At 67.5% G+C, this 19440-nt stretch carries 18 protein-coding genes; 4 read left to right on the top strand and 14 right to left on the bottom strand.

Annotated elements, in window-relative coordinates:
• Positions 1–26 precede the first annotated feature (26 nt).
• Entirely contained in the window at positions 27–932 is a 906-nt protein-coding gene (locus QSU92_RS13200) for a LysR family transcriptional regulator (protein WP_289262621.1), read from the top strand.
• On the opposite strand, the gene QSU92_RS13195 is transcribed toward QSU92_RS13200, so the two are convergent.
• The 4 genes from QSU92_RS13195 to QSU92_RS13180 form a co-directional block, all read right to left on the bottom strand.
• The gene (locus tag QSU92_RS13195; RefSeq protein WP_289262620.1) at positions 933–1943 is read right to left on the bottom strand and encodes an ABC transporter substrate-binding protein; all 1011 of its coding nucleotides are present in this window, start codon (positions 1941–1943) and stop codon (positions 933–935) included.
• 17 nt (positions 1944–1960) lie between these two features.
• Complete coding sequence (locus tag QSU92_RS13190; protein WP_289262619.1) at positions 1961–2833, bottom strand: ABC transporter permease; 873 nt, start codon at positions 2831–2833, stop codon at positions 1961–1963.
• Complete coding sequence (locus QSU92_RS13185; protein WP_289262618.1) at positions 2830–3600, bottom strand: ABC transporter ATP-binding protein; 771 nt, start codon at positions 3598–3600, stop codon at positions 2830–2832. The genes QSU92_RS13190 and QSU92_RS13185 overlap by 4 nt, the downstream gene beginning before the upstream one ends.
• Positions 3601–3686: 86 nt before the next feature.
• Positions 3687–4658 (bottom strand): LysR family transcriptional regulator, encoded by a 972-nt coding sequence (locus QSU92_RS13180; RefSeq protein ID WP_289262617.1) that lies wholly within the window; start codon positions 4656–4658, stop codon positions 3687–3689.
• A gap of 37 nt (positions 4659–4695) precedes the next feature.
• Here QSU92_RS13180 and QSU92_RS13175 point away from each other — a divergent pair, with 37 nt between their 5' ends.
• Entirely contained in the window at positions 4696–5256 is a 561-nt protein-coding gene (locus QSU92_RS13175) for a dihydrofolate reductase family protein (RefSeq protein WP_289262616.1), read from the top strand.
• 3 nt (positions 5257–5259) lie between these two features.
• Here QSU92_RS13175 and QSU92_RS13170 read toward each other — a convergent pair whose 3' ends face one another.
• The 4 genes from QSU92_RS13170 to QSU92_RS13155 form a co-directional block, all read right to left on the bottom strand.
• Positions 5260–7275 (bottom strand): iron ABC transporter permease, encoded by a 2016-nt coding sequence (locus QSU92_RS13170; RefSeq protein WP_289262615.1) that lies wholly within the window; start codon positions 7273–7275, stop codon positions 5260–5262.
• The gene (locus QSU92_RS13165) at positions 7272–8309 is read right to left on the bottom strand and encodes an iron-siderophore ABC transporter substrate-binding protein (protein WP_289262614.1); all 1038 of its coding nucleotides are present in this window, start codon (positions 8307–8309) and stop codon (positions 7272–7274) included. Before QSU92_RS13165 ends, QSU92_RS13170 begins: the two co-directional genes overlap by 4 nt.
• Positions 8310–8387: 78 nt before the next feature.
• Entirely contained in the window at positions 8388–9260 is an 873-nt protein-coding gene (locus tag QSU92_RS13160; RefSeq protein ID WP_289262613.1) for an ABC transporter ATP-binding protein, read from the bottom strand.
• Positions 9261–9580: 320 nt separating this feature from the next.
• The gene (locus QSU92_RS13155) at positions 9581–10651 is read right to left on the bottom strand and encodes a spore photoproduct lyase family protein (RefSeq protein ID WP_289262612.1); all 1071 of its coding nucleotides are present in this window, start codon (positions 10649–10651) and stop codon (positions 9581–9583) included.
• Between the two features lie 138 nt (positions 10652–10789).
• Between QSU92_RS13155 and QSU92_RS13150 the strand changes: the two genes are divergently transcribed.
• Positions 10790–12166 carry an HNH endonuclease signature motif containing protein gene (locus QSU92_RS13150; protein WP_289262610.1) on the top strand — a complete coding sequence of 459 codons (1377 nt, stop codon included), beginning with the start codon at positions 10790–10792 and terminating at the stop codon, positions 12164–12166.
• Between the two features lie 30 nt (positions 12167–12196).
• Here the strand turns inward: QSU92_RS13150 and QSU92_RS13145 are convergent, their stop codons facing one another.
• From QSU92_RS13145 to QSU92_RS13120, 6 genes are all read right to left on the bottom strand, one after another.
• Positions 12197–13015 (bottom strand): carbohydrate ABC transporter permease, encoded by an 819-nt coding sequence (locus tag QSU92_RS13145; RefSeq protein ID WP_289262608.1) that lies wholly within the window; start codon positions 13013–13015, stop codon positions 12197–12199.
• 5 nt (positions 13016–13020) lie between these two features.
• A complete protein-coding gene (locus QSU92_RS13140) occupies positions 13021–13893 on the bottom strand; it encodes a carbohydrate ABC transporter permease (RefSeq protein ID WP_289262606.1) in 873 nt (290 codons plus the stop codon).
• A gap of 136 nt (positions 13894–14029) precedes the next feature.
• On the bottom strand, positions 14030–15271 hold the full coding sequence (locus QSU92_RS13135) for a sugar ABC transporter substrate-binding protein (RefSeq protein WP_289262604.1): 1242 nt from the start codon (positions 15269–15271) through the stop codon (positions 14030–14032).
• Positions 15272–15304: 33 nt separating this feature from the next.
• Positions 15305–16228, bottom strand: a complete 924-nt coding sequence (locus QSU92_RS13130) for a DUF6807 family protein (RefSeq protein ID WP_289262602.1) — start codon at positions 16226–16228, stop codon at positions 15305–15307.
• The gene (locus tag QSU92_RS13125; protein WP_289262600.1) at positions 16225–17352 is read right to left on the bottom strand and encodes a Gfo/Idh/MocA family protein; all 1128 of its coding nucleotides are present in this window, start codon (positions 17350–17352) and stop codon (positions 16225–16227) included. The genes QSU92_RS13130 and QSU92_RS13125 overlap by 4 nt, the downstream gene beginning before the upstream one ends.
• On the bottom strand, positions 17349–18200 hold the full coding sequence (locus tag QSU92_RS13120) for a sugar phosphate isomerase/epimerase family protein (RefSeq protein WP_289262597.1): 852 nt from the start codon (positions 18198–18200) through the stop codon (positions 17349–17351). The genes QSU92_RS13125 and QSU92_RS13120 overlap by 4 nt, the downstream gene beginning before the upstream one ends.
• 186 nt (positions 18201–18386) lie before the next feature.
• Here QSU92_RS13120 and QSU92_RS13115 point away from each other — a divergent pair, with 186 nt between their 5' ends.
• Positions 18387–19433: a helix-turn-helix domain-containing protein gene (locus QSU92_RS13115; protein WP_289262595.1), complete on the top strand. Its 1047-nt coding sequence runs from the start codon at positions 18387–18389 to the stop codon at positions 19431–19433.
• Positions 19434–19440: the final 7 nt, after the last annotated feature.

The raw sequence follows: 19440 nt of genomic DNA, 5'->3' as shown, positions 1-19440 counted from the left end.
GTTGAGGGCTGGGACGGAGCCATCGGATGACACTGACGCAGTTGAAGGCGTTCCTCGCCGCCCTCGAGCGCGGCAGCTTCACGGCAGCCGCGATCGAACTGGAGTCGACGCAGGCGTCGGTCTCGGAGCTGGTCGCGCGGCTGGAGCGGGAACTCGGCCTGAAGCTCTTCACCCGGGGACCCCGCCGCCTCGTACCGACCTCCGCTGCGTTGGAGCTCCGGGAGCACGCGGTGCAGGCGGTGACCGCCATCACGAACGGAGTCGATGCGATCCAGGCTCTGGTGTCGCTCGAAGGCGGAACCTGCACGTTCGGCGTTCTGCGCAACGCCGCTTATTACGACCTGTCCGATCTCGTGCAGCGGTTCCACATGCGGCATCCTCACGTCAAGGTTCGACTGGTCGGCCTCAACTCCTCCCTCGTCGCCGAGTCGGTGGCGGGCGGTGAGATCGAGGCGGGCCTGGTCGTGCTCCCCGTCACCGACGAGGGACTCGAGGTGAAGCCGCTCTTCCGCGATGAGGTGGTCTATGTCTCCGCGCAGCGGCATCCCGATCAGGGCCCGGTCTCGATCGAGGAAGTGGCTCGCGCGAAGCTCGTGCTCTACGACGCCTACGCGGGGTGGAACGACCCCACCCGGCGCCAGCTCCTCGAGCGCGCGCGCCTCCGCGGGCTCACGATCGAGCCCGCCATCGAGGTGGAGCATGTCGAAACGGCGCTGAACCTCGTGGCGACGGGAGCCGCCGACACCATGGTCTGCCGGACGATCGCCGAGGGCGCCACCTTTCCCGAGGGCGTGCACGTCACGCCGTTCGCCGAGCCGATGTACGACACGATCGCGCTGGTGTGGCGGGAGGGAACCTACCTCTCCCCCGCCACACGGCGCCTGGCCGAACTGGCCGAGACGACCATGCTGGCGAAGGTCGCTGCCGCGTGATCAGTCGATCGCGTCGTTCGCCGACTCGATGAACTGATCGTCGAGCAGTCGGTCGAGGTCGATCTCCTCCTCGAGCTCCCCGGCGGCGATCAGCCGATCTTGTGCCGTCTGCCACACCTCGGGGTCGAGGGTGCCGTACTGCCCGCCCTCACGGGGCGTCCAGACCTCGAGCCCGAAGTCGAAGAGCGCACGAGCGACATCCTCGTTCTCCCACTCCTCCGGCACGCGCTCGCGGAGGATGGACTCCAGCTCGTCCGGGTTCTCCAGACCGTACGCGGTGGCGCGGGTCATCGCCCGAAGGAACCGCTCGATGACGTCTTCCTCGGCATCGGCCGAGATGACATACGCGCCGGACGGCGTGGTGGCGATGGCCTCCGGCGTGATCTGCCGCAGCTCGTAGCCGACAGCCTGGACCGCGGCGAAGTCGAGGACCGATCCGGCGAAGGCATCGAACTGTCCACCGTCGAGCTCGTTCGCAATCACCTGGCCGCCGCCACCCACCGCGACGACGCTCACATCGTCGAGAGACATTCCTTCGGCCTCGAGCGCGGCCGCCACAAGGGATCGTTCCTCGTCGGAGGCGATGCCGATGGTGGCGCCCTCGAGGTCGGCGACGCTGGTCGCCGAGCTGTCGGCAGGAACGACGATCCCCTCTGGCGACAAGCTGGCGGCGTCGTACACGACCGTCAACTCCGGGTCGGTCTGCAGGGCGAAGAAGATCTCACCCGCCGACGCGGCGCCGATATCGACGGATCCGCTCGAGACGAGCGCGGCGGTCGACAGGTCCTCGCTCGTGGGCGCGAGTTCCACCTCGACGCCCTCGTCGGCGAAGTAGCCGAGCTCGTCCGCAACGATGTACGGGAAGTACGCCATGGATTCCGGGGTCGGCTGCGCCCAGCGCACCGTAGCCGTCCCGCTCTCGCCTCCCCCGCCGGAGCTGCATCCGACCACGGCCAGGGCCAGGGAACCGGCCGCGAGTGTGGCGAAGGACCTCTTCAGTGCTGTGGACATGTTCTCTTCCTTTGCGTTCACGTCTCGACGCCCGCGGCGGTGCGGGTCGACGGTGACGGGGTGGGTTCGGAACGGGTGCTCTGCCGACGCTCTCGCGCCAGGAGCCGACTGTCGGATCGCCAGTAGACGACGTAGCGCTCTACAAGCACCATGGCGCCGTAGAGGAGCAGGCCGAGCGCTGTGAGAAGGATGACGACGGCGAACGCCGCCGCCACGGCGAGCTGATAGCTGTAGCGGGTGACGAGGACTCCGAGCCCGCGTTCCGCAGAAACGAACTCGCCGACGACCGCGCCGATCAGGGCCAGAGTCATCGCGGTCTTCAGCCCCGCGAAGATGGTCGGCAGTGCCCGAGGGAGGCGCAGCCGTACGAGTGTCTGCACCTTCCCGGCGCGCAGCGACTGGAAGAGCTCCTCCTCGGTCCGATCCGTCGACATCATGCCGGCGGCGGTGTTCACGAAGACCGGGAAGAAGCAGATGAGCGCGGCGATGGCGATCTTCGACGAGTAGCCGAACCCCAGCCACGCGATGATCAGCGGGGCCACGGCGATGAGGGGCGTGACCTGAAGGGCGATCACGTACGGGTATACCGCGCGACGCGCGAGGTCGGACATCGAGGCGAGAACGGCGAGAACGAATGCCGCGACCGACCCGATGAGGAATCCCGCCACCGTCTCGAAGGTCGTGGCGGCTACGTGCTCCCACACCCGGCCCGAAAGCAGGAGATCGGAGAGGGAGAAGAAGACTTCGGAGGGGCGCGGTAGGACGAAGGCACTGACCAGTCCGATACTCGCCACAAACTCCAGGGCGACGACGAGGACGACGAAGAGGCCGGCGGCGGGCCAGATCGCGCGGGCCGACACTACCGCGCCCTTTCGCGCAGAACCGCTCACGCTGCGCTCCGATCGGTGTCGAAGGTGTCACGCACGTCGTTGACCGCATCGAGATATGCCGCACTCCGCAGCACGCTGCGGTCTCGGTTGGGTCCGAGGTCGACGTCGACCACGCGGCCGATCCTCCCGGGATGGGGAGTCATCGTGATAACGCGATCACCCATGAGTACGGCTTCAGTGATGCTGTGCGTGACAAGGAGGATCGTCGCGCCGGTGTCTCTCTGGATGCGGAGGAGCTCGAAGTTGAGCTTCTCCCGCGTGAACTCGTCGACCGCTCCGAACGGCTCGTCGAGAAGGAGGATGCGCGCGCCCGTCATCAGCAGCCGCGCAAGCGCGACGCGCTGTTGCATCCCACCCGACAGGTGATCGGGGTAGCGAGCCTCGCTTCCCGCCAATCCCACCGTTGCCAGGAGTGATTCGGCCTCGCGGCGGTCGGACGCTGTCGGGCGCCGGTGGAGCGTGATGGGGAGAAGGACGTTCTCGACGGCGCTCAGCCACGGCAGAAGGGTGGGCCGCTGGAACATGAATCCGACGTCGGACCGTGGCTCGATGACCTCCCGCCCGTCGACACGGACCTGCCCGTCGGACGCGATGATCAGTCCGGCGATGAGGCGCAGGAGGGTCGACTTCCCGCACCCGCTGGGGCCGACGATCGTAGCGAATTCGCCCTGAAGGAAGTCCACCGTGATGGAGGACAGGGCGACGTTGTCGCCGAACCGTTGCGTGACATCCGAGAAACTGATGACCGCAGGTTGTTGCTCAAGCACGTCGTCCCCTTACCGCGTCTTTGCGTTGTGCTCATGCTAGGTACGCCGTACGGAACATAGATAGAACCGAATCTCTATCTCAAGTATTACGCCTGGCTATATATGCCGCGCCTCACGAGGTCCGCGAGCGTGGCGCGCAGCCACCGATGCTCGGGATCCCTCTCGTGGATCGGATGCCACCAGAGCGCCTGAACGATGGGGACCGGTTCGAAGGGGAGATCGAGGATGCGGAGGCGCCACGCTTCGGCCATCCGCTCGGCGAGGCGGCGTTGCATCACGGCCAAGAAGGGCCCGGCGTCGATGAACGGCGCCGCCTCGGCGAAGTTCTGCACCGTGACGACCGGACGGGGTGTGACGCCGAGGAGACTGAGCTGTCGCATGACGGGGACATACATGCTGCGTTCGCTGAAAGTCGTGACCCAGGGTCGCGCGGCAAGATCGTCCATCGTGAGGGCCTCGGGTGCATCGGCGCGGTGGGCCGACACGACGCCGACCCATTCGTCGGAGAAGAGCTCGATGTGCGGGAGGCCGTCGACGATTCCGCGGGGCACGATCACGCCGTCGATGGTGCGCAGCCGTTCGTCCAGCGTGGAGAGATCGAGGGGCTTCGACGTCTCGATTGTGAGGGTGGCACCGGGGGCATCCGCGTGGATGCGAGCCGCGAGCGGCGGGAGAGCGATGGCTGTGCCGTAATCGGAGCTCGCGAAACGGAAGTTCCGCGTGATGTCTTCGTCGCGCACCGTTCCGGGCTTGTGACCGAATACCTGGGTCACCGCCACGATCGCGTGCTGTGCCGCCTCGACGAGGCCGGAGGCGAGCGGAGTGAGCACCATCTCACGCCCCTGCCGTACAAGGAGCCGGTCATCGAAGTGCGCACGCAGCCTCGCCAGGGCCGCGCTGGCCGTGGGTTGGCTGACACCGAGAGCACGCGCGGCCGCCGAGACGTTCCGTTCGCGCAGGAGCGCATCGAGGCTGACCAGGAGGTTCAGGTTCAGGTTCTGCAACGTCAGATCGACGGACGACGGGGGGCCGTCGAGCGCCTTCTCACGTTCCGACATGGGCCTATCCTCTTTCACTAACCGCAAAGGAGTGAGCATGAGCCTCGTCTTCATCCACGCGACGCTGACTCTCGACGGGTTCCTGGCGGGACCGGGCGGTGAGGTGGACTGGATGTTCGACGTCCCGTCCGCGCCCGAGGATCAGGAAGTCGTCGACCGCGTCTGCGCGAACATCGGCGCCGTCGTGGGTGGCGCGAACAAGACCCGCACGATCGAAGACGATGAGATCCCGTACGGCGGAATGGTGAAGGCGCCGGTCTTCCTCATGACGCACACGCCCGCCGAACCCGTCGAACGGGACGGCATCATCTACACCTTCGTCGTCGACGACATCGCGACGGCGGTCGAGAGCGCGAAGCTCGCCGCCGGCGAGAGGTGGGTGAGCCTCCTCGGCGGCAGCATCGCTCGGCAGTGCCTGCGGCTCGGACTGGTCGACGAGATCCATCTTGACATCACGCCGGTGCTGCTCGGCGAGGGCATCTCGCTGTTCGGTGGACTCGGGATGCGGGTGGATCTCGAACGGCTCGAGACGTCGGCGTTCGCGAGCGAGACCCACCTGCGATTCAGGGTGCGCCGGGGCAAGGGTGCGCCGTCATAGATCTCACGCGTCGCGCGACCGCCAGAGGAGCCACACGAAGTACGGCGCCCCGATGAGCGCGACCACAAGGCCCGCGGGCAGCTGCGCCGGGGCGATGACGGTGCGACCCAGGGTGTCGGCGACGGCTACGAGAACGGCACCGAGCAGCACCGCGACAGGAATCGACCGCCCGTGCTTCGCACCGACGAGCGCCCGCGCGGCGTGCGGGGCGACCAGCCCGACGAACCCGATGACCCCGACCGCGACGACGCCGAGCGCGGCGAGCACCGCCGCCGTCACCAGCAGCGCGAGGCGCGTGCGCTCCAGGCGGATGCCGACGAGCTTCGGGGTGTCCTCATCCATCGCGAGGATGTCGAGGTCGCGGCGGCGCACGATCGCGAAGGGCAGCGCGATAGCGAGCACGATAGCGAGCGGGATGACCTGCTCCCAGATGCGCCCGTAGGTGGTGCCCGACAGCCACGTGTAGATGCGCGGGGTGTCCCACGGGTTCGCGCGCAGCAGCACGAACGTGGTGAGGGCGACGGCGCCGTACGAGACGCCGATGCCGATGAGGATGAACCGGTCGGCGCTCAATCCTCCGCGCCAGGCCAGCGCGTAGACCAGCGCGAACGCCAGGAGTCCTCCGACGACGGCGGCCACCAGCATCCCGAGATTGCTCGCCGTCGCGCTCGTGACGACCAGCACGGCACCCAGGCCCGCACCGCCCGTGATGCCGAGGAGGCCGGGCTCTGCGAGCGGGTTGCGGCTGACCGCCTGTGTGATGCTGCCCGACAATCCGAGCGCGGCGCCCGCGACGACGGCGGCGACCACGCGCGGAGCGCGCTCATCCAACGCGAACGCCACGAGCGGCGGAGCAGAGTCGGTGAGCCACAGCACGATGTCGCCGGTGAGGAGGCGTGTGCTGCCGAGCAGCAAGCCGGCGAGCACCGTGGCGCCCAGAACCAGTGCGGAGACGGCGACGACCACAACGAAGCGACGCTGCGTGCGCACGCCGATCCGCATTGTCGGAGGGCGACGCGTGGGGCCCGCGTCGCGCAGGCGCCGCGCCATCAGCACGAGCACGATCGCCCCGAACACCGTGGTCGCAACCCCGGTCGGCACGGCGATGGCACCCTCGGCGCCGATGAGGGCGCGAAGCAGCGCGTCGGCGAGGATCACGACGATCGCGCCGATCACCCCCGACAGCGGGATCAAGAAGAGGTGCCGCCCGAGGGCGGGCACGACCCGCACGAGCAGGCGCGCGAGCACGGGGGCGCAGAGGCCGACGAATCCGATCGGGCCGGCGAGCGTGACGGCGGTCGCGGTGAGGAGGACCGAGATGAGGATGCCGGCGACCCGCGTCGAACGGATCGGCACGCCGAGCGACGAAGCGGTGTCATCGCCGAGCGCGAGCACGTCGAGGCGGCGCGAGAGCACGAGGGCGAGGATGACCGCGACGACGACGACGGGCGCGGCGCGCAGGAACGCCTCGATCCCGAGCTGCGAGAGGCTGCCGCTCCCCCACGCGAGCAGTCCCTTCGTCTCTTCGGAGAACAGGACGAGGAGCGCCGACGTGCCTGCCTGGAACGCCAGCGCGAGCGCGGATCCGGCGAGCACGAGACGGGTGGTCGAAGTGCCCGCTCCCCCGGCGAGTCCGAGGACGATCACGGCGGCGGCGAGCCCGCCGAGGAACGCGACGACCCCTGACGCCCAGATCGGCACCACGATGCCGAACGCCGCGACGGCGGTGACGGCGAGGTACGACCCGGCGGTGACGCCGAGGGTGTCGGGCGAGGCGAGGGCGTTGCGCGAGAGCGACTGCATGAGCAGACCCGCGACGCCCAGCGCGACGCCGACGGCGACCCCGGCGGCCAGGCGCGGGATGCGCGATCCCCACAGCACGTCGGGGTCGGCGAAGATCGCGCCGCTCGTTCCCTGCGTGAGGTGCCAGCCCGCCGAGAGGACGAGGACGACGAAGAGGGCCGCGAGCACACCGAGCGCTACCCCTGTCGAGGAGCGCTCGGCGATGCGCGTGCTCACTGGGTGATGGCGGCGACGTACGCGTCGATGATCTGCTCGGCCGAGCGGGGGCCGCCGAAGGTCCAGATGCCGGCGGGGAACGCGGCGATGCGGCCCTCGGCGACGGCCGGGATCGACGCCCACGCCGGGTTCGACTCGGCCGCATCGATGAAGCTCTCCGAGTCGGGGTCCTCGGTGCCGGTGTAGAAGAGGTGCGCGTCCCCGACGGTGGTCATTCCCTCGATGTCGGTCTGGCCGAGGCCGTAGGCGGGGTCGACCTCGCCGGTCCAGGCGTTGGTGAGACCCAGCTCTTCGCCGAGCTCGCCGACGAGCGAGCCCTGGCCGAACGGGCGGATCGAGACGTTGCCGCCGTCGACCCAGCCGTCGAAGTAGACGAAGTCGGTGACCTCGGGGCTCGCGCCCTCGACCTCGGCCTTGGCGTCGGCGAGGTACTGCTCGAACTCGTCGGTGACGACCTCGGCGCGCTCCTCCCGGCCGATCGCCTCGGCGATGAGACCGAAGGTGTCGAGCATCTGCGCGATCGGGTCTTCGGCGTTCGCGCCGACGGTGGCGAGCACCGGAACGCCGTACTCCTCGAGCTGCGCGATGATCGCGTCATCGCGGGTGTACGCCTCGACGATCACGAGGTCGGGCTCGGTGGCGAAGAGGGCGTCGAGGTTCGGCTCCTGGCGGGTGCCGACACTCTCGACGCTCTCGGGCAGCTCTTCGGCGGAGTTCCAGGTGCGGTACCCGTCGGCGTCGGCCACCGCGACCGGGGTGAGGCAGAGGCTCAGCACGTCTTCGATCTGCTGCCATTCCAGCACCGCGACCCGCTCGGCCGGCTGGTCGAGGGTGACGGTGCGACCGAAGGCGTCGGTCAGCTCGACCGGGTCGGTGGAGGTCGTCGTGGTGTCGTCGGCGCACCCCTCGCTCGCGGAGGTCGCGGGAGCGGCGCTGCCCTCTGTCGTCGGAGTGGTCTGCGTGGTGCCGCAGCCGGTGAGCGCGAGGGCGAGGGCGGCAGCGCCGGCGAACAGCGTAAGGGGCTTCTTGGTCATGACGAACTCCATCGATGTGGGGGTGCGGTGAGAGAGAGGAACGGATGCCGGGGCGCGACGCTTTCGCCGCCGCGGACGTCAGGCGGAGACGGCGTGCAGATGGGCGCGACTGCGGGCCTTGGCCCGTGCGTGGTGGCGACCACGCGGCATCACTCGGACGCGCCCCGTTGCGGCATCCAGTTCTGTATCGATGGGGAACTCGTAGACCTCGGTGAGGTTCGCAGCCGTCAGCACCTCGGCGGGCGCGCCCGTCGCGTGCACGCGCCCGCGGCTCATGAGCACGACTTCGTCGGCGATGAGCGCGGCATGGTCGAGGTCGTGGAGCACGACGCCCACGGCGGTGCCGTGATCGGCGAGGTCGCAGATGAGGTCGAGGGTCTCGACCTGGTAGCGAAGGTCGAGGTGGTTGGTGGGCTCATCCAGGAGGAGGATGCCGGTGCCCTGCGCGAGTGCGGTGGCCAGCCATACGCGCTGCAGCTCGCCGCCGGAGAGCTCGTCGACGGCGCGGTGCTCCATCGTGAGGAGTCCGGTGAGGCGGAGGGCATGGTCGATGGCGGCGCGGTCGGCGTCGCTGAGTCCGGCAAACCGGCTGCGGTGCGGGTGGCGCCCGTGGGCGACGATGTCGCGCACCTCGAGGCCCGAGGGGTGCGGGCGCGACTGCGAGAGCATGGCGACGGCCTTGGCGAACTCCTTGGCCGAGAGCGACGCGGCGTCGCGCGAGACGCCGGGTCCATCGAGGTGGACAGCGCCGCCGTCGACGCGGTGGAGACGCGCGAGCGCGCGAAGGGCGGTGGACTTGCCGCTGCCGTTCGGGCCGATGAGCGCGGTGACGACGCCGGGGCGGAGGTGGAGGGACACGTCGTGCACCACGCGGGTGCGACCGTAGCTGAGTGCCAGCGCGTCGCCGCGCAGCTCGCTCGCCGGGTTCGTGGTCTCCGTTTCGGTCCTCACGTTAGGTGAGCCTAACCTAGGGTCGCGAACGGTTCAAACGGGGAACTGGCCGAGTCTCTCGATCGTGAGAGATGGCGAAGGCGGCGCCGTGCCGCGCGGGCAGTCGCTGACCTCACCCGCCCCCGGCATTCGTTCCTAGGACATGTACGCGACCGGGGCACCGCGGCGTGCATTTGCGACGAACGAACGATGACCTTCCCGGCCGAGTGCTCGGCAGGGAGCGCGGGGCGCGTGGGGCGGGGCTCGCTCGGCCGGGTCACGACCCGCGCGCAGGCTCAGCGGTGCAGCGCGTGAGAAGGGTGCGGGTCGACGGTGTCGAGCTAGAACGCGTAGCGCACGCGGCAGTACGGTAGCTTTTCGGCGATCAGGGCCTCCAGCTGCGCAACGGCCGCGCTCTTCAGGCCGTAGCGGTACCGCACATTGACGGCGCCATTCTGCGAGAGCTTGGGCTCCTGGTTCTGAGGGGTCCAGAGCAGCTCTTCGGCCTTCGGGTGCCATCCGAGGTTCACCTCATGAAGCTGCTCGTTGTGGGTGAGGAAGATCACTTCGCACGCGAGCTGCGCCTTGGCGCGAGCGTGCAGGGTGGCGTCGAGTTCCTCGAAGAGTGCGGTCCACTCCTCCACCCATCCGGGCGTGAGGATGACCGGCGAGAAGTTCACGTGCACCTCGTAGCCGGCGTCGACGAAGTCATTGATGGCGGCGATCCGCTCGCTCACCGGTGAGGTGCGGATATCGGTGACCTTCGCCACCGCATTCGGCATCAGTGAGAAGCGCACGCGGACGCGCCCTGCGGGATCCCAGTCGAGCAGGTCGCGATTGACGAACTTCGTGGCGAAGGAGGCCTTCGCCGTCGGTGTCATCCGGAAGAGCTCACAGAGATCACGCACGTTCTCGCTGAGCATCGCGTCGACCGAGCAATCGCTGTTCTCGCCGATGTCGTACACCCACGAGTCGGGGTCGCACTGGTTGGGCGTGGTCTTCTCGCCCTGCTTGGCGACATGGCGTGCGAGGTGGCGGGTGATCTGGTCGATGTTCGCGAAGACGGTGACGGGGTTGCTGTATCCCTTGCGCCGCGGCACGTAGCAGTAGGCGCAGGCCATCGCGCATCCGTTCGCCGTAGACGGCGCGATGAAGTCGGCCGACCGGCCGTTCGGGCGCGTCGCGACGCTCTTCTTCACGCCGAGGACGAGCGCCTCGGTCTTGATGCGCACCCAGCGGGCCACGTTGGTCTCATCGCCATGCACCTCGGGGATCTGCCAGTGCGAGGCGATCGGGACGACCTCGGCGTCGGGCCAGCGTGCAACGACTTCCCGACCGCGCGGCAGTTTGAGCGCGGCATCCTCGGCGTAGATGCGGCTGATCAGCAACAGGGGCGCGGCGGTCTTCGGCATCCTTCCTGTCTACTCCGGGGGTCGGACATCAGGCTTTCGAGGTGGCGGCGGGCGGGTCGGAATGAGTCAGGATATGGGTTCACCCTTAGGTTGAGGGTTTCGAGTCCGAATGTCGGAGGTCGGTGCCATGCTTCATACATGCGTTCGAACCCGCGGCTTACCCTCCTCAGCGAGGAGGACCGGAGTGAGCTGAGCGGCGTCCTCGCCGAAGTCGAGGCGGCTCAAGGTGTGCTCGCGGCAGCGGAGGCGGCGCAGGCCCGGGCGCTTGCGAAGGCGGGGGCGTTCGCGGCACGGCTGGCGGAGGGGTCGTCGGCGGTGGTGCGGGACCGGGACATGGCGTTGCGGGGTGTCGCGGCCGAGATCGCCGCAGCGGTGCGGCTGTCGGACCGGTCGGTGCAGCGTCAGATCGATAGTGCGTTCGCGTTGGTGAACGACTACCCGGCGACGTTGCACTGCCTCGAGAAGGGGCTGATCACCCGCGCGCATGTCGCGGTGATCGAGGACATCGGCCGGCGGCTGCCGCCGGAGGCGAAGGGTGAGTTCGATCAGCTCGCTGCCGAGATCTGTCTGGACGAGACCCCGGGTCGTGCCCGTGCGGATTTGGAGATCATCGCGGAGCGGATGAACCCGCGGACCCTGACGGAGCGGCATGAGGGGGCGTTTCGTGAGCGGAAGATCGTCCGGTACTCGATCGGGGAGGGGATGTCGGAGTTGCGGTCTGTGCATTCCACGGTGCTGATCGAGGGGATCTTCCAGCGGGTCACCGACCAGGCGAATGCGATCATTGCCGCCCGGGAACCGGGATCGGATGACACTCGGTCCCTGGACGAGGTCCGTGCGGACCTGTTCGCCGACATGCTCCTCACCTCCACACCGCACGTGGACCCCACCGGGTCTGGCGATCAGCCGGGCGGGCTCGGGGCGATCACGGCGAAGGTGCAGGTCGTGATCCCGGTCATGGCCCTCATGGGACGAAGCGACGTCCCCTGCGACCTCGCCGGGGTCGGACCCATCGACGCGAAGACCGCCCGGCTGCTCGCAGGGAACAGCGACGGAACGTGGGAGCGGCTCCTCACCCACCCCATCACCGGGTTGACGATGGCGGTGGACACCTACCAGCGCACCAAACCGATGGACCGATTCCTCAAAGGCAGGGACAAACACTGCCGGTGGCCCGGATGCCGCATGCCCGCCCGCAAATGCGAGATCGACCACAACCACGACGCCGCCCTCGGCGGGAAAACAGAGATCTGCAACCTCTGCTGCCTCTGCCAAAGACACCACAGCATGAAACAGTTCACCGCCTGGAAAGTCCGACAACTCCCCGGCGGGGTGATGGAGTGGACCTCACCCACCGGGCGAATCCACATCGACAACCCACCCGGCCACGGGGTGCACTTCACCCCGGAAGAGGATCTCCCGGATGATCTGTGGGCGAAGTGGACGAACCCGGGTCTGGAGTTCCGGATCACCGACGAACCCGCCGACAACCCCTACGAACCCGCACCCTTCTGAGCCGAAAACGTGTAGCGCCCCGATCGCGTATCACTTCACGGCCCCTCCAGTGACGCCCGCAGCAATGTACTTCTGCGCCACAACCAGGAGAGCAGCAGCCGGGATACTGGCCAAGACCGCCGTTGCCATCAGTGCGGCCCAGCTCTGCGTGTGCGCACCGACGAAGATGTACATACTCAGGGTGATCGGCGTGACGTTCGTGCCGTTGGTCAAGGTGAGCGCGAACAGGAAGTCGCTCCACGCGAACAAGAAGGCAAACACGGCGGCCGTTACGAGAGCGTTCCGGCTGAGCGGCAACACGATCGACGCGAACAACCGAAATTCGTTTGCACCATCGATCCGGGCCGCCTCCAGGAGCGACTGCGGGATGTTCTGCATGAACGCACGGATGAGCAGAATGCAGAACGGGATACCGTGCGACGCGTCAGCGAGAATCAAGCCCGGGATCGTATTGACCAGACCGAGGTTGTTGTAGAGCGGGAACAGTCCGTTCGCGATAACGATCCCCGGGATCATCTGCGTGATGAGCAGGATCACGACACCGATCGCGACGACCTTCGTGGTGACGTTGTTCCGCGAGAGGCCGTACGCCGCCGGCGCCGACACTGCGAGGCAGACGATGACGGCTCCGATCGAGACGATCAGGCTCGTGCCGAGGTTTCCGAGTTGCGAGTCGATCGCACGTTGGTAGCCCTCGAGGCTGAGGTGGAACGGGAACCACTCGGTCTGCAACAGATTCTCGTTGCCCTGGAGAGACGTGTTGATCATCCAATAGACGGGGAACAGCAGCAGGCCGACGATGAAGACCCCGAAAACGGTGCGGGAGTACGACGTGAGTGTGCGTGGCATGAGTCCTATCCCGCCAGGTCGCTCGCCCGCTTGTTCGCGCGGAGCTGAAGCACCGCAACGATGAGCGAGACGACGATGAGGATGTTCGAGAGCGCGGCGCCCTGGCCGAACTGGAAGTTCACGAACGAGAGCTGATACGCCTCGGAGGCGTACGTCTCGGTGGCGTTCGCGGGACCTCCGCCGGTGAGGGCCAGGATGATGTCGAGTACCCGGATCGTGTAGATGAAGCCGAGCATCAGCACGACAACGACCACGGGGCGAAGAAGCGGCCAGGTGATGTACCGGAACGAACGCCATCCCGTTGCGCCGTCGAGCGACGCGGCTTCGTAAAAGTCCTTCGGAATCTCCTGCAGACCGCCGTACAGGATCACCATCACGAACGGGATGCCAACCCAGATGTTCACGATGATGATCGAGAAGAGAGCGATGTCAGGGCTCGTGAGCCAGGGAACACCGTCCAGCCCGAGTCCTCGGAGTACCTGGTTGAGGATCCCGCTTTCCTCATCCATCATCCGCCGCCAGATCGCCGACGAGATGATGAGCGGCAGAAGCCACGGAAGGAGGATGAGTGCGCGAAGCACACCGCTCAGAGGAAAATAGCGGTTGAAGAACAGGGCGAGCCCGAGACCGATGAGGAAGGTCGCGGTCAGCGATGTGATGGTGAAGACGGCGGTGTTCCACGTCAGTCGGCCGAACAGCCCTGACGTCGTGACATCCACGTAGTTCGCGAATCCGACCCACGGCGCCTCGCCGGTGTAGAAGGTCGCGGTGGTGAAGTCCTGGAAGCTCATCGTGATGTTGCTCACGATGGGATACCCGAAGAACACCAGAACGTATATGGCGGCGGGGAGCACGAACGCCCACGTGACCAGGCGCATGCGCGAGCGGTGAGAGAGGGTGCGGCGGGAGGCTGCGCCTCCACCGGGCGGGCGAGCGCCCCCCGCCCCGTCAGTGACGCGACGGGGAGCGCTCGTGCTGTCAGTCGTCAGCATGTCGTGACTCATAGCGGATGCGTCACTCGCTGACCGCCGTCTGAGCGGTCTCCATGGCCGTCTGGGGGTCGGCTTGTCCGGTGATGACGGACTGAATGGCGACGGAGATCGCCTCATTCACGATCGGCCATTTGGTCCCCGAGTCGCCGGTGAGCGGGTACGCGGTCGAGACGGTCTCGACAATGGACTCCATGTCGGGCATCTCGGCGATCAGCTCCTGCGCGACCTCCTTGTTGCTGGGCACGGTGTTATTCGTCAGCGCCGTCTCGAGCTGGGTCGCGGGGCTGTTGAGGCACTCGACGACATGCGCCGCGCGGCGCTCGCGCTCGGGGTCGGTGACGGGCACGGTCCACAGCTCGCCGCCGAGTGGGGCGACAACGTCCATCCCCGCTTCGGGAACCGGAATAGGCACGCTCGACCATTCCAGCCCCTCGGTGTCATTCAGGCTCGGGATCTGCCACGGGCCGTTGATCATCATGGCGGCGTTACCCGCGGCGAACTGGTCCTTCGCGTCAGCCTGCGTCCAGTTGACGACCGAAGTCGACACGAAACCGTCGAGTGCGAGCTTGGTATAGAAGTCGAGCGCCTCGACTGCCTCGGGGGCGTCGAGCTCGAGCTGCGAACCGCCGTTCGACCACAGGAACGGGATGAAAGTCCATGTCCCCTCGGTGCCGGCCTGACCGGAGTACACGAAACCGTATCGATCGGGGGTGGTGAGCGCCTCGGCCGCGGCACGGAGCTCGTCCCACGTCGTCGGCGGCTCGATTCCCGCCTCTTCGAGGATCGCCGTGTTGTAGAACAACACGAGGCTGTTGACGTTCGGCGCGAGACCGTAAAGCTCGTCGTCGAACTTTCCGACATTCAGCACCGACTCGTAGTAAGCGCTGGTGTCGATGTCGAGCTCGGTGAGCGGACGCAGCGCGCCCGTCTCGGCGAACTGCGGCAGGTCGGGGTTGTTGACCATGAGGATGTCGGGCAGGCTGCGGCTGGAGATCTGTTGCAGCACCTTCGCGTTGTACTGGTTCGACGGCACGCTCTGGTGCTCGACCGTCGCGTTGACCTCGGCGGCGCAAGCCTGGAGCCGGTTCTCCATGTTCGAGTGGCTCGGCTCGTCGGTGTAGTAGTCGAGTGCGGTGAGCGTGAGTTCCTCGTCCTCACCGGCGGTCGCGCCGGAGCCGGCTCCGCCGCCTGCGCAGGCGGTGAGGACGAGCAGGGGGACGGCGGCCAGGGCGAGTGCCGCGGCCCTTCTCGGCTGTGTCGACATTGACGTACCTTTCTGATTCTCGGGTCGGGTCGTTCAGGTGTTTTCGGGTTCTTCCCCGACATAGGCGCGGGAAAGTCTGTCGAGGATGTCGTGGTCGGCATCGTGTCCGAGCACGACCACGCGGTGCCGAAGGCGAAGGGTCTCCCCTTCGGCAAGCTGACGACCCTCGTGCATCAGCGGGGCGGTGGCGAGGAAGCCGAATTCGTCGGCGGCGGAGAAGACGTAGAGCGGCGTGGGTCCATTGTCGGGATGAACGAGGAGGGCGGCGCCGCCGTACGCCGGCAGCTTCGGCTCATCCGTCCCCGCACCGTCGATATTGCCGAGGAGAGCCGCCCAGACGCCCGTTTCCGCGTGAACGGCCGACCGGCCGGACCGGCCGCCGGACGCGAGGATCTGCTCCTCCTCACTCATAGACCGCGCCGCACGGTAATTGAGACCCGCATACCCGCCCCACCAGTGCTCGGGGTAGGGGGTGACCGTCAGTTCGACGGGCGCCTGCGCGGTCCATGTCGAGTCCCAGTCGAGCGCCCACGCGTCGATGCCGTCGAGCGCAGTGTGGATCCTGATGCTCCGCACCTCGGTGAGGAGGGCCTCGTCGGAGCGGTCGGGGCGCCAGTCGAGCGTCTCGTCGATCCGGACACCGCTGTCGTCGACGGTCACGTCGTGACCGGTGACCCACGAGCGCCCGAGGGCGCCGTTGCCATTGCCGTAGTCGGGGTGGTCCTCCCAGAAGAGGATCCCGTTCAAGAACTTCCACGACCACCACAGGCCGTGATGCCAGCGGTGATCCCATGGCGCGGTGTTCGTGAGGACGCCGTCGTGCTGCAGCGGCCGAACGTGCGAGAAGAACGGGTGGTTCTTCTCCGACGACCACGAGTAGTCGGCGAGGAGTCTGCCGTCTGCGGTCGTGAGGACGGCGGTGGCGTCATCCCGTTCCCTCCAGACGAGCGCGGTCACGCCGGCACTCCGGCGACCACGGGCGGGGCCCACCGGCCGAAGCCGTGCGACCACCCGGTCCCGTAGTCGGGGTTCCAGCGGTCGCCCATGATCTCGGCAAGGGGGACCACCCGATTCTCGGCGCTCGAGCGGTAGGCGGCTTCGATGAGCGCCGACACGTGGAGGTTGTCGTCGATCGAGCACAGCGGCGTCTCGCCGGCGGCGAGCGCCTGCCGGAAGTGCGCCATCGTAAGCCCGAACGCGTCGGGGAACCATCTGCGCTCGCGATCCCACTCGATGCGGGACACGTCGATGCCGGCATCCGTGCGACGTGAGATCGCCAAGCCCTCCTCGGGTCGCCAGTCGACGAGCCCCTCCGGACCCTGCACCCAGATCTTCTCGTTGCCGTGCGGCATCGGGTCGGTTCCGTAGTACGTCCCGGTTGAGACGATCGCGATGTTCATGCCGTTCGGGTAGCGAAGCAGCAGGTGGCCGTAGCCGTCGACCGTGACGCCGGGCTGCGAGACGTCACGACCGGTGACGGCGTACACCGTCTCGGGGGGTCCGAAGAGGAGCTGCAGCAACCCGAAGTGGTGAACGGTGAGCGCGCCGGTCCACCACCTGTCGTCTTTGCCGAACCACGGGTGGTTGGGAAGGTCGAAGACGTAGCGGACAGTCACCTCGGCGAACGAGGGGACGCCGACGACGCGGTCCTTCATGAGCGCGTCGATGAGCCGGAGCGATCCGGGGACGAAGCACATGTTCTGATTCACCATCGCCGTGACGCCGGCACGGTCGACCGCGTTCGCCATCTCGACCGCGTCGGCGTAGCTGTACGCGAGGGGCTTCTGGATGAGCATCGGCGTGCCGGCCGCGGCGATCTGCTCGACGACGGGAAGGCGGGTGTCGCGGTGATGCGGGGTCGCGACATCCACCACTCCGACCCGTGGGTCGGCGAGGAGCGCCTCGAGGGTGTCGTAGACCGCGGCCCCGGGCTCCTCTGCGGCGAACCGCGCACGTGCCTCGGGGTTCGGGTCGAACCCGGCGACGACCGGCTGATCGTAGATCCGGTAGCCCTCGCGGTGTGCGCCGGTGATCGAGCCGAGGCCGACCTGGCCGATGCCGAACTCGTTGTCGGGGGTCATCTCGTTGCACCGAGCCCGACGAGGTAGTCGGCCGAGCCCAGGACGGCATCGTCGCCGCCGACTTCGAGCGTCGAATGGCCGTCGTAGCCGGCCTGCTCGAGCGCGCGGAAGGAACCCTCGATGTCGATGACGCCGGCGCCGAGGGCGATGGTCGACATGCCACATCCGTAGATCTCGCCTCGGCGGGCCTCCCACTCTGCGCCGAGGTCCTTCCAGTGCACGTGCTGGATCTTCTCGCCGAAGGTGCGCACGTACTCCACCGGGTCGGTACCGGCGAGCCAGCTATTGCCGGTGTCGAAGTTGAGACCGAGCGCGGGCGAGTCGATGCGCTCGAGGAGCGCCGAGGTGCCGTCGATCGTGCCGGTAATAGGGCCATGGGGCTCGAGGAGGATCGTCACGCCGTAATCCGCGGCCACCTGGAGCGGCTCGTAGAGCTTTTCGGCGATCGTGAAGATCGCCTCCTCCTGGCTGAGTCCCTGGCCGAAGCGTGTGACGGGCTCCCCCTCGGTGGTGATGACGTGCGGCACGCCGATCGCACCGGCCGCGCGGACCGCCTTGATGATCTCTGCCGTCCCGTAGCGCCAGGGGGCGGAAGCGTCGAGCAGGTCGGCGTGCGCGCAGTACGAGGTGATCTGCAGGCCGCGCGATTCGAACAGCCGCTTCATTTCGAACGGGTTGGCATCGAGGCTCGCCACGGCGGTGAAACCGAAGTGGTTCCCGAGGACGGCGCCGTCACCGGTATCGGTCACGTCGGCGTATGTGAACCCCCAGTCGCGGATGCGGTCGAGCTGGTGATCCAGGGTTGAGAACGGGTCAACCAGTGCGAAGCAACCGATTTTGATAGACACGCGGGAGTCTCCTCTTCGTTGAGTTCGGCCGTCGTGGCCGCGGGCATGGGCTCGACGCTATGGGACGGAGGAGGCCTCTGTCGTTCCCATTTCGCCAGTGACGAATCTTGAACCTCGGTTTCGTTGCGGCCGCAGCGACCGCCCGCATAGTTTCGAAGTCGGTCAGTGAACAACGATGGAGGACGGATGTCGGCAGCGAAGCCCGCGACGCTCACCCTTGAGGGCGTCCGCGCCTCCGGTCCGGCGGAGTTCGTCTCTCCCTATGGCACCTTCGTCGCCGACACCTGCGCGCCGCTGCGCGATGCCGGCGCCAGCGGCGAGGTGGGCCTGTGGGCATACGGCCGCGGCACCTACCCTGGCGAGCCCATGCCTGCGGACATCCTTCCCCAGCTGAAGAACGTCGGCACGTGGGAGGTCACGAGCGACCAGCCGTGGGGTCTCGATTGGCATCGCAACGAGGGCATCGAGTTCACCTGCGTCTCGGCCGGGTCGGTGCCGTTCTCGTGCGAGCGGGAGGACTTCGACCTCAAGGCCGGGTACATCACCATCACCCGGCCGTGGCAGCTGCACCGTGTCGGGCGGCCGAACGTGTCATCGTCGCGGCTGACCTGGTTCATCCTCGACGTGGACGTCCGCCGACCGAACCAGGAGTGGACGTGGCCCTCGTGGCTTCCCATCCCCGCGCCCGATCTCGCGCGACTGACCGAGCTGTTGAGCCTCAACGAACGCCCGGTGTGGCGGGCGAGTAAAAACCTCCTCGCCGCGGTCGACAACCTCGAGCGGACGCTCCACGGCGAGCGCAGCCAGCCGATGGCGCGCCTCGCGACGAGCGTGGCGGAGATCTTCATCGAGCTGAGCGACCTGCTGGAGCAGCACGAGCCGGTGCTCGACCCGTACCTCTCCTCCACGGAACGCACGGTGCGCCTCTTCCTCGAGCGTCTCCAGGAGCGTACACAGGAGCCCTGGTCGGTCGACCGGATGGCAGAGGAGTGCGGCCTCGGACGGACGCGCTTTGTCCACTACTGCAAGCAGATGGTGAATCTCACACCTCTCGAGTATCTGAACCTGCTCCGGGTCGAGCAGGCGAAGCACCTGCTCACGACGACAGACCTGCTGATCTCCGATATCGCGCAACTCTGTGGCTTCCAGTCGAGCCAGTACTTCAGCACGAGCTTCCGCCGCGCAACCGGGACCCAGCCAGCACAACTGCGCAAACAGCACGTCGGAGTCTGACCGACCC

The sequence above is a fragment of the Microbacterium sp. ET2 genome (assembly GCF_030347395.1).
Classification (GTDB): domain Bacteria; phylum Actinomycetota; class Actinomycetes; order Actinomycetales; family Microbacteriaceae; genus Microbacterium; species Microbacterium albipurpureum.
The sequence above is the reverse complement of the archived record's forward strand: the minus strand, read 5'-3'. Positions and strand labels throughout refer to the sequence as shown.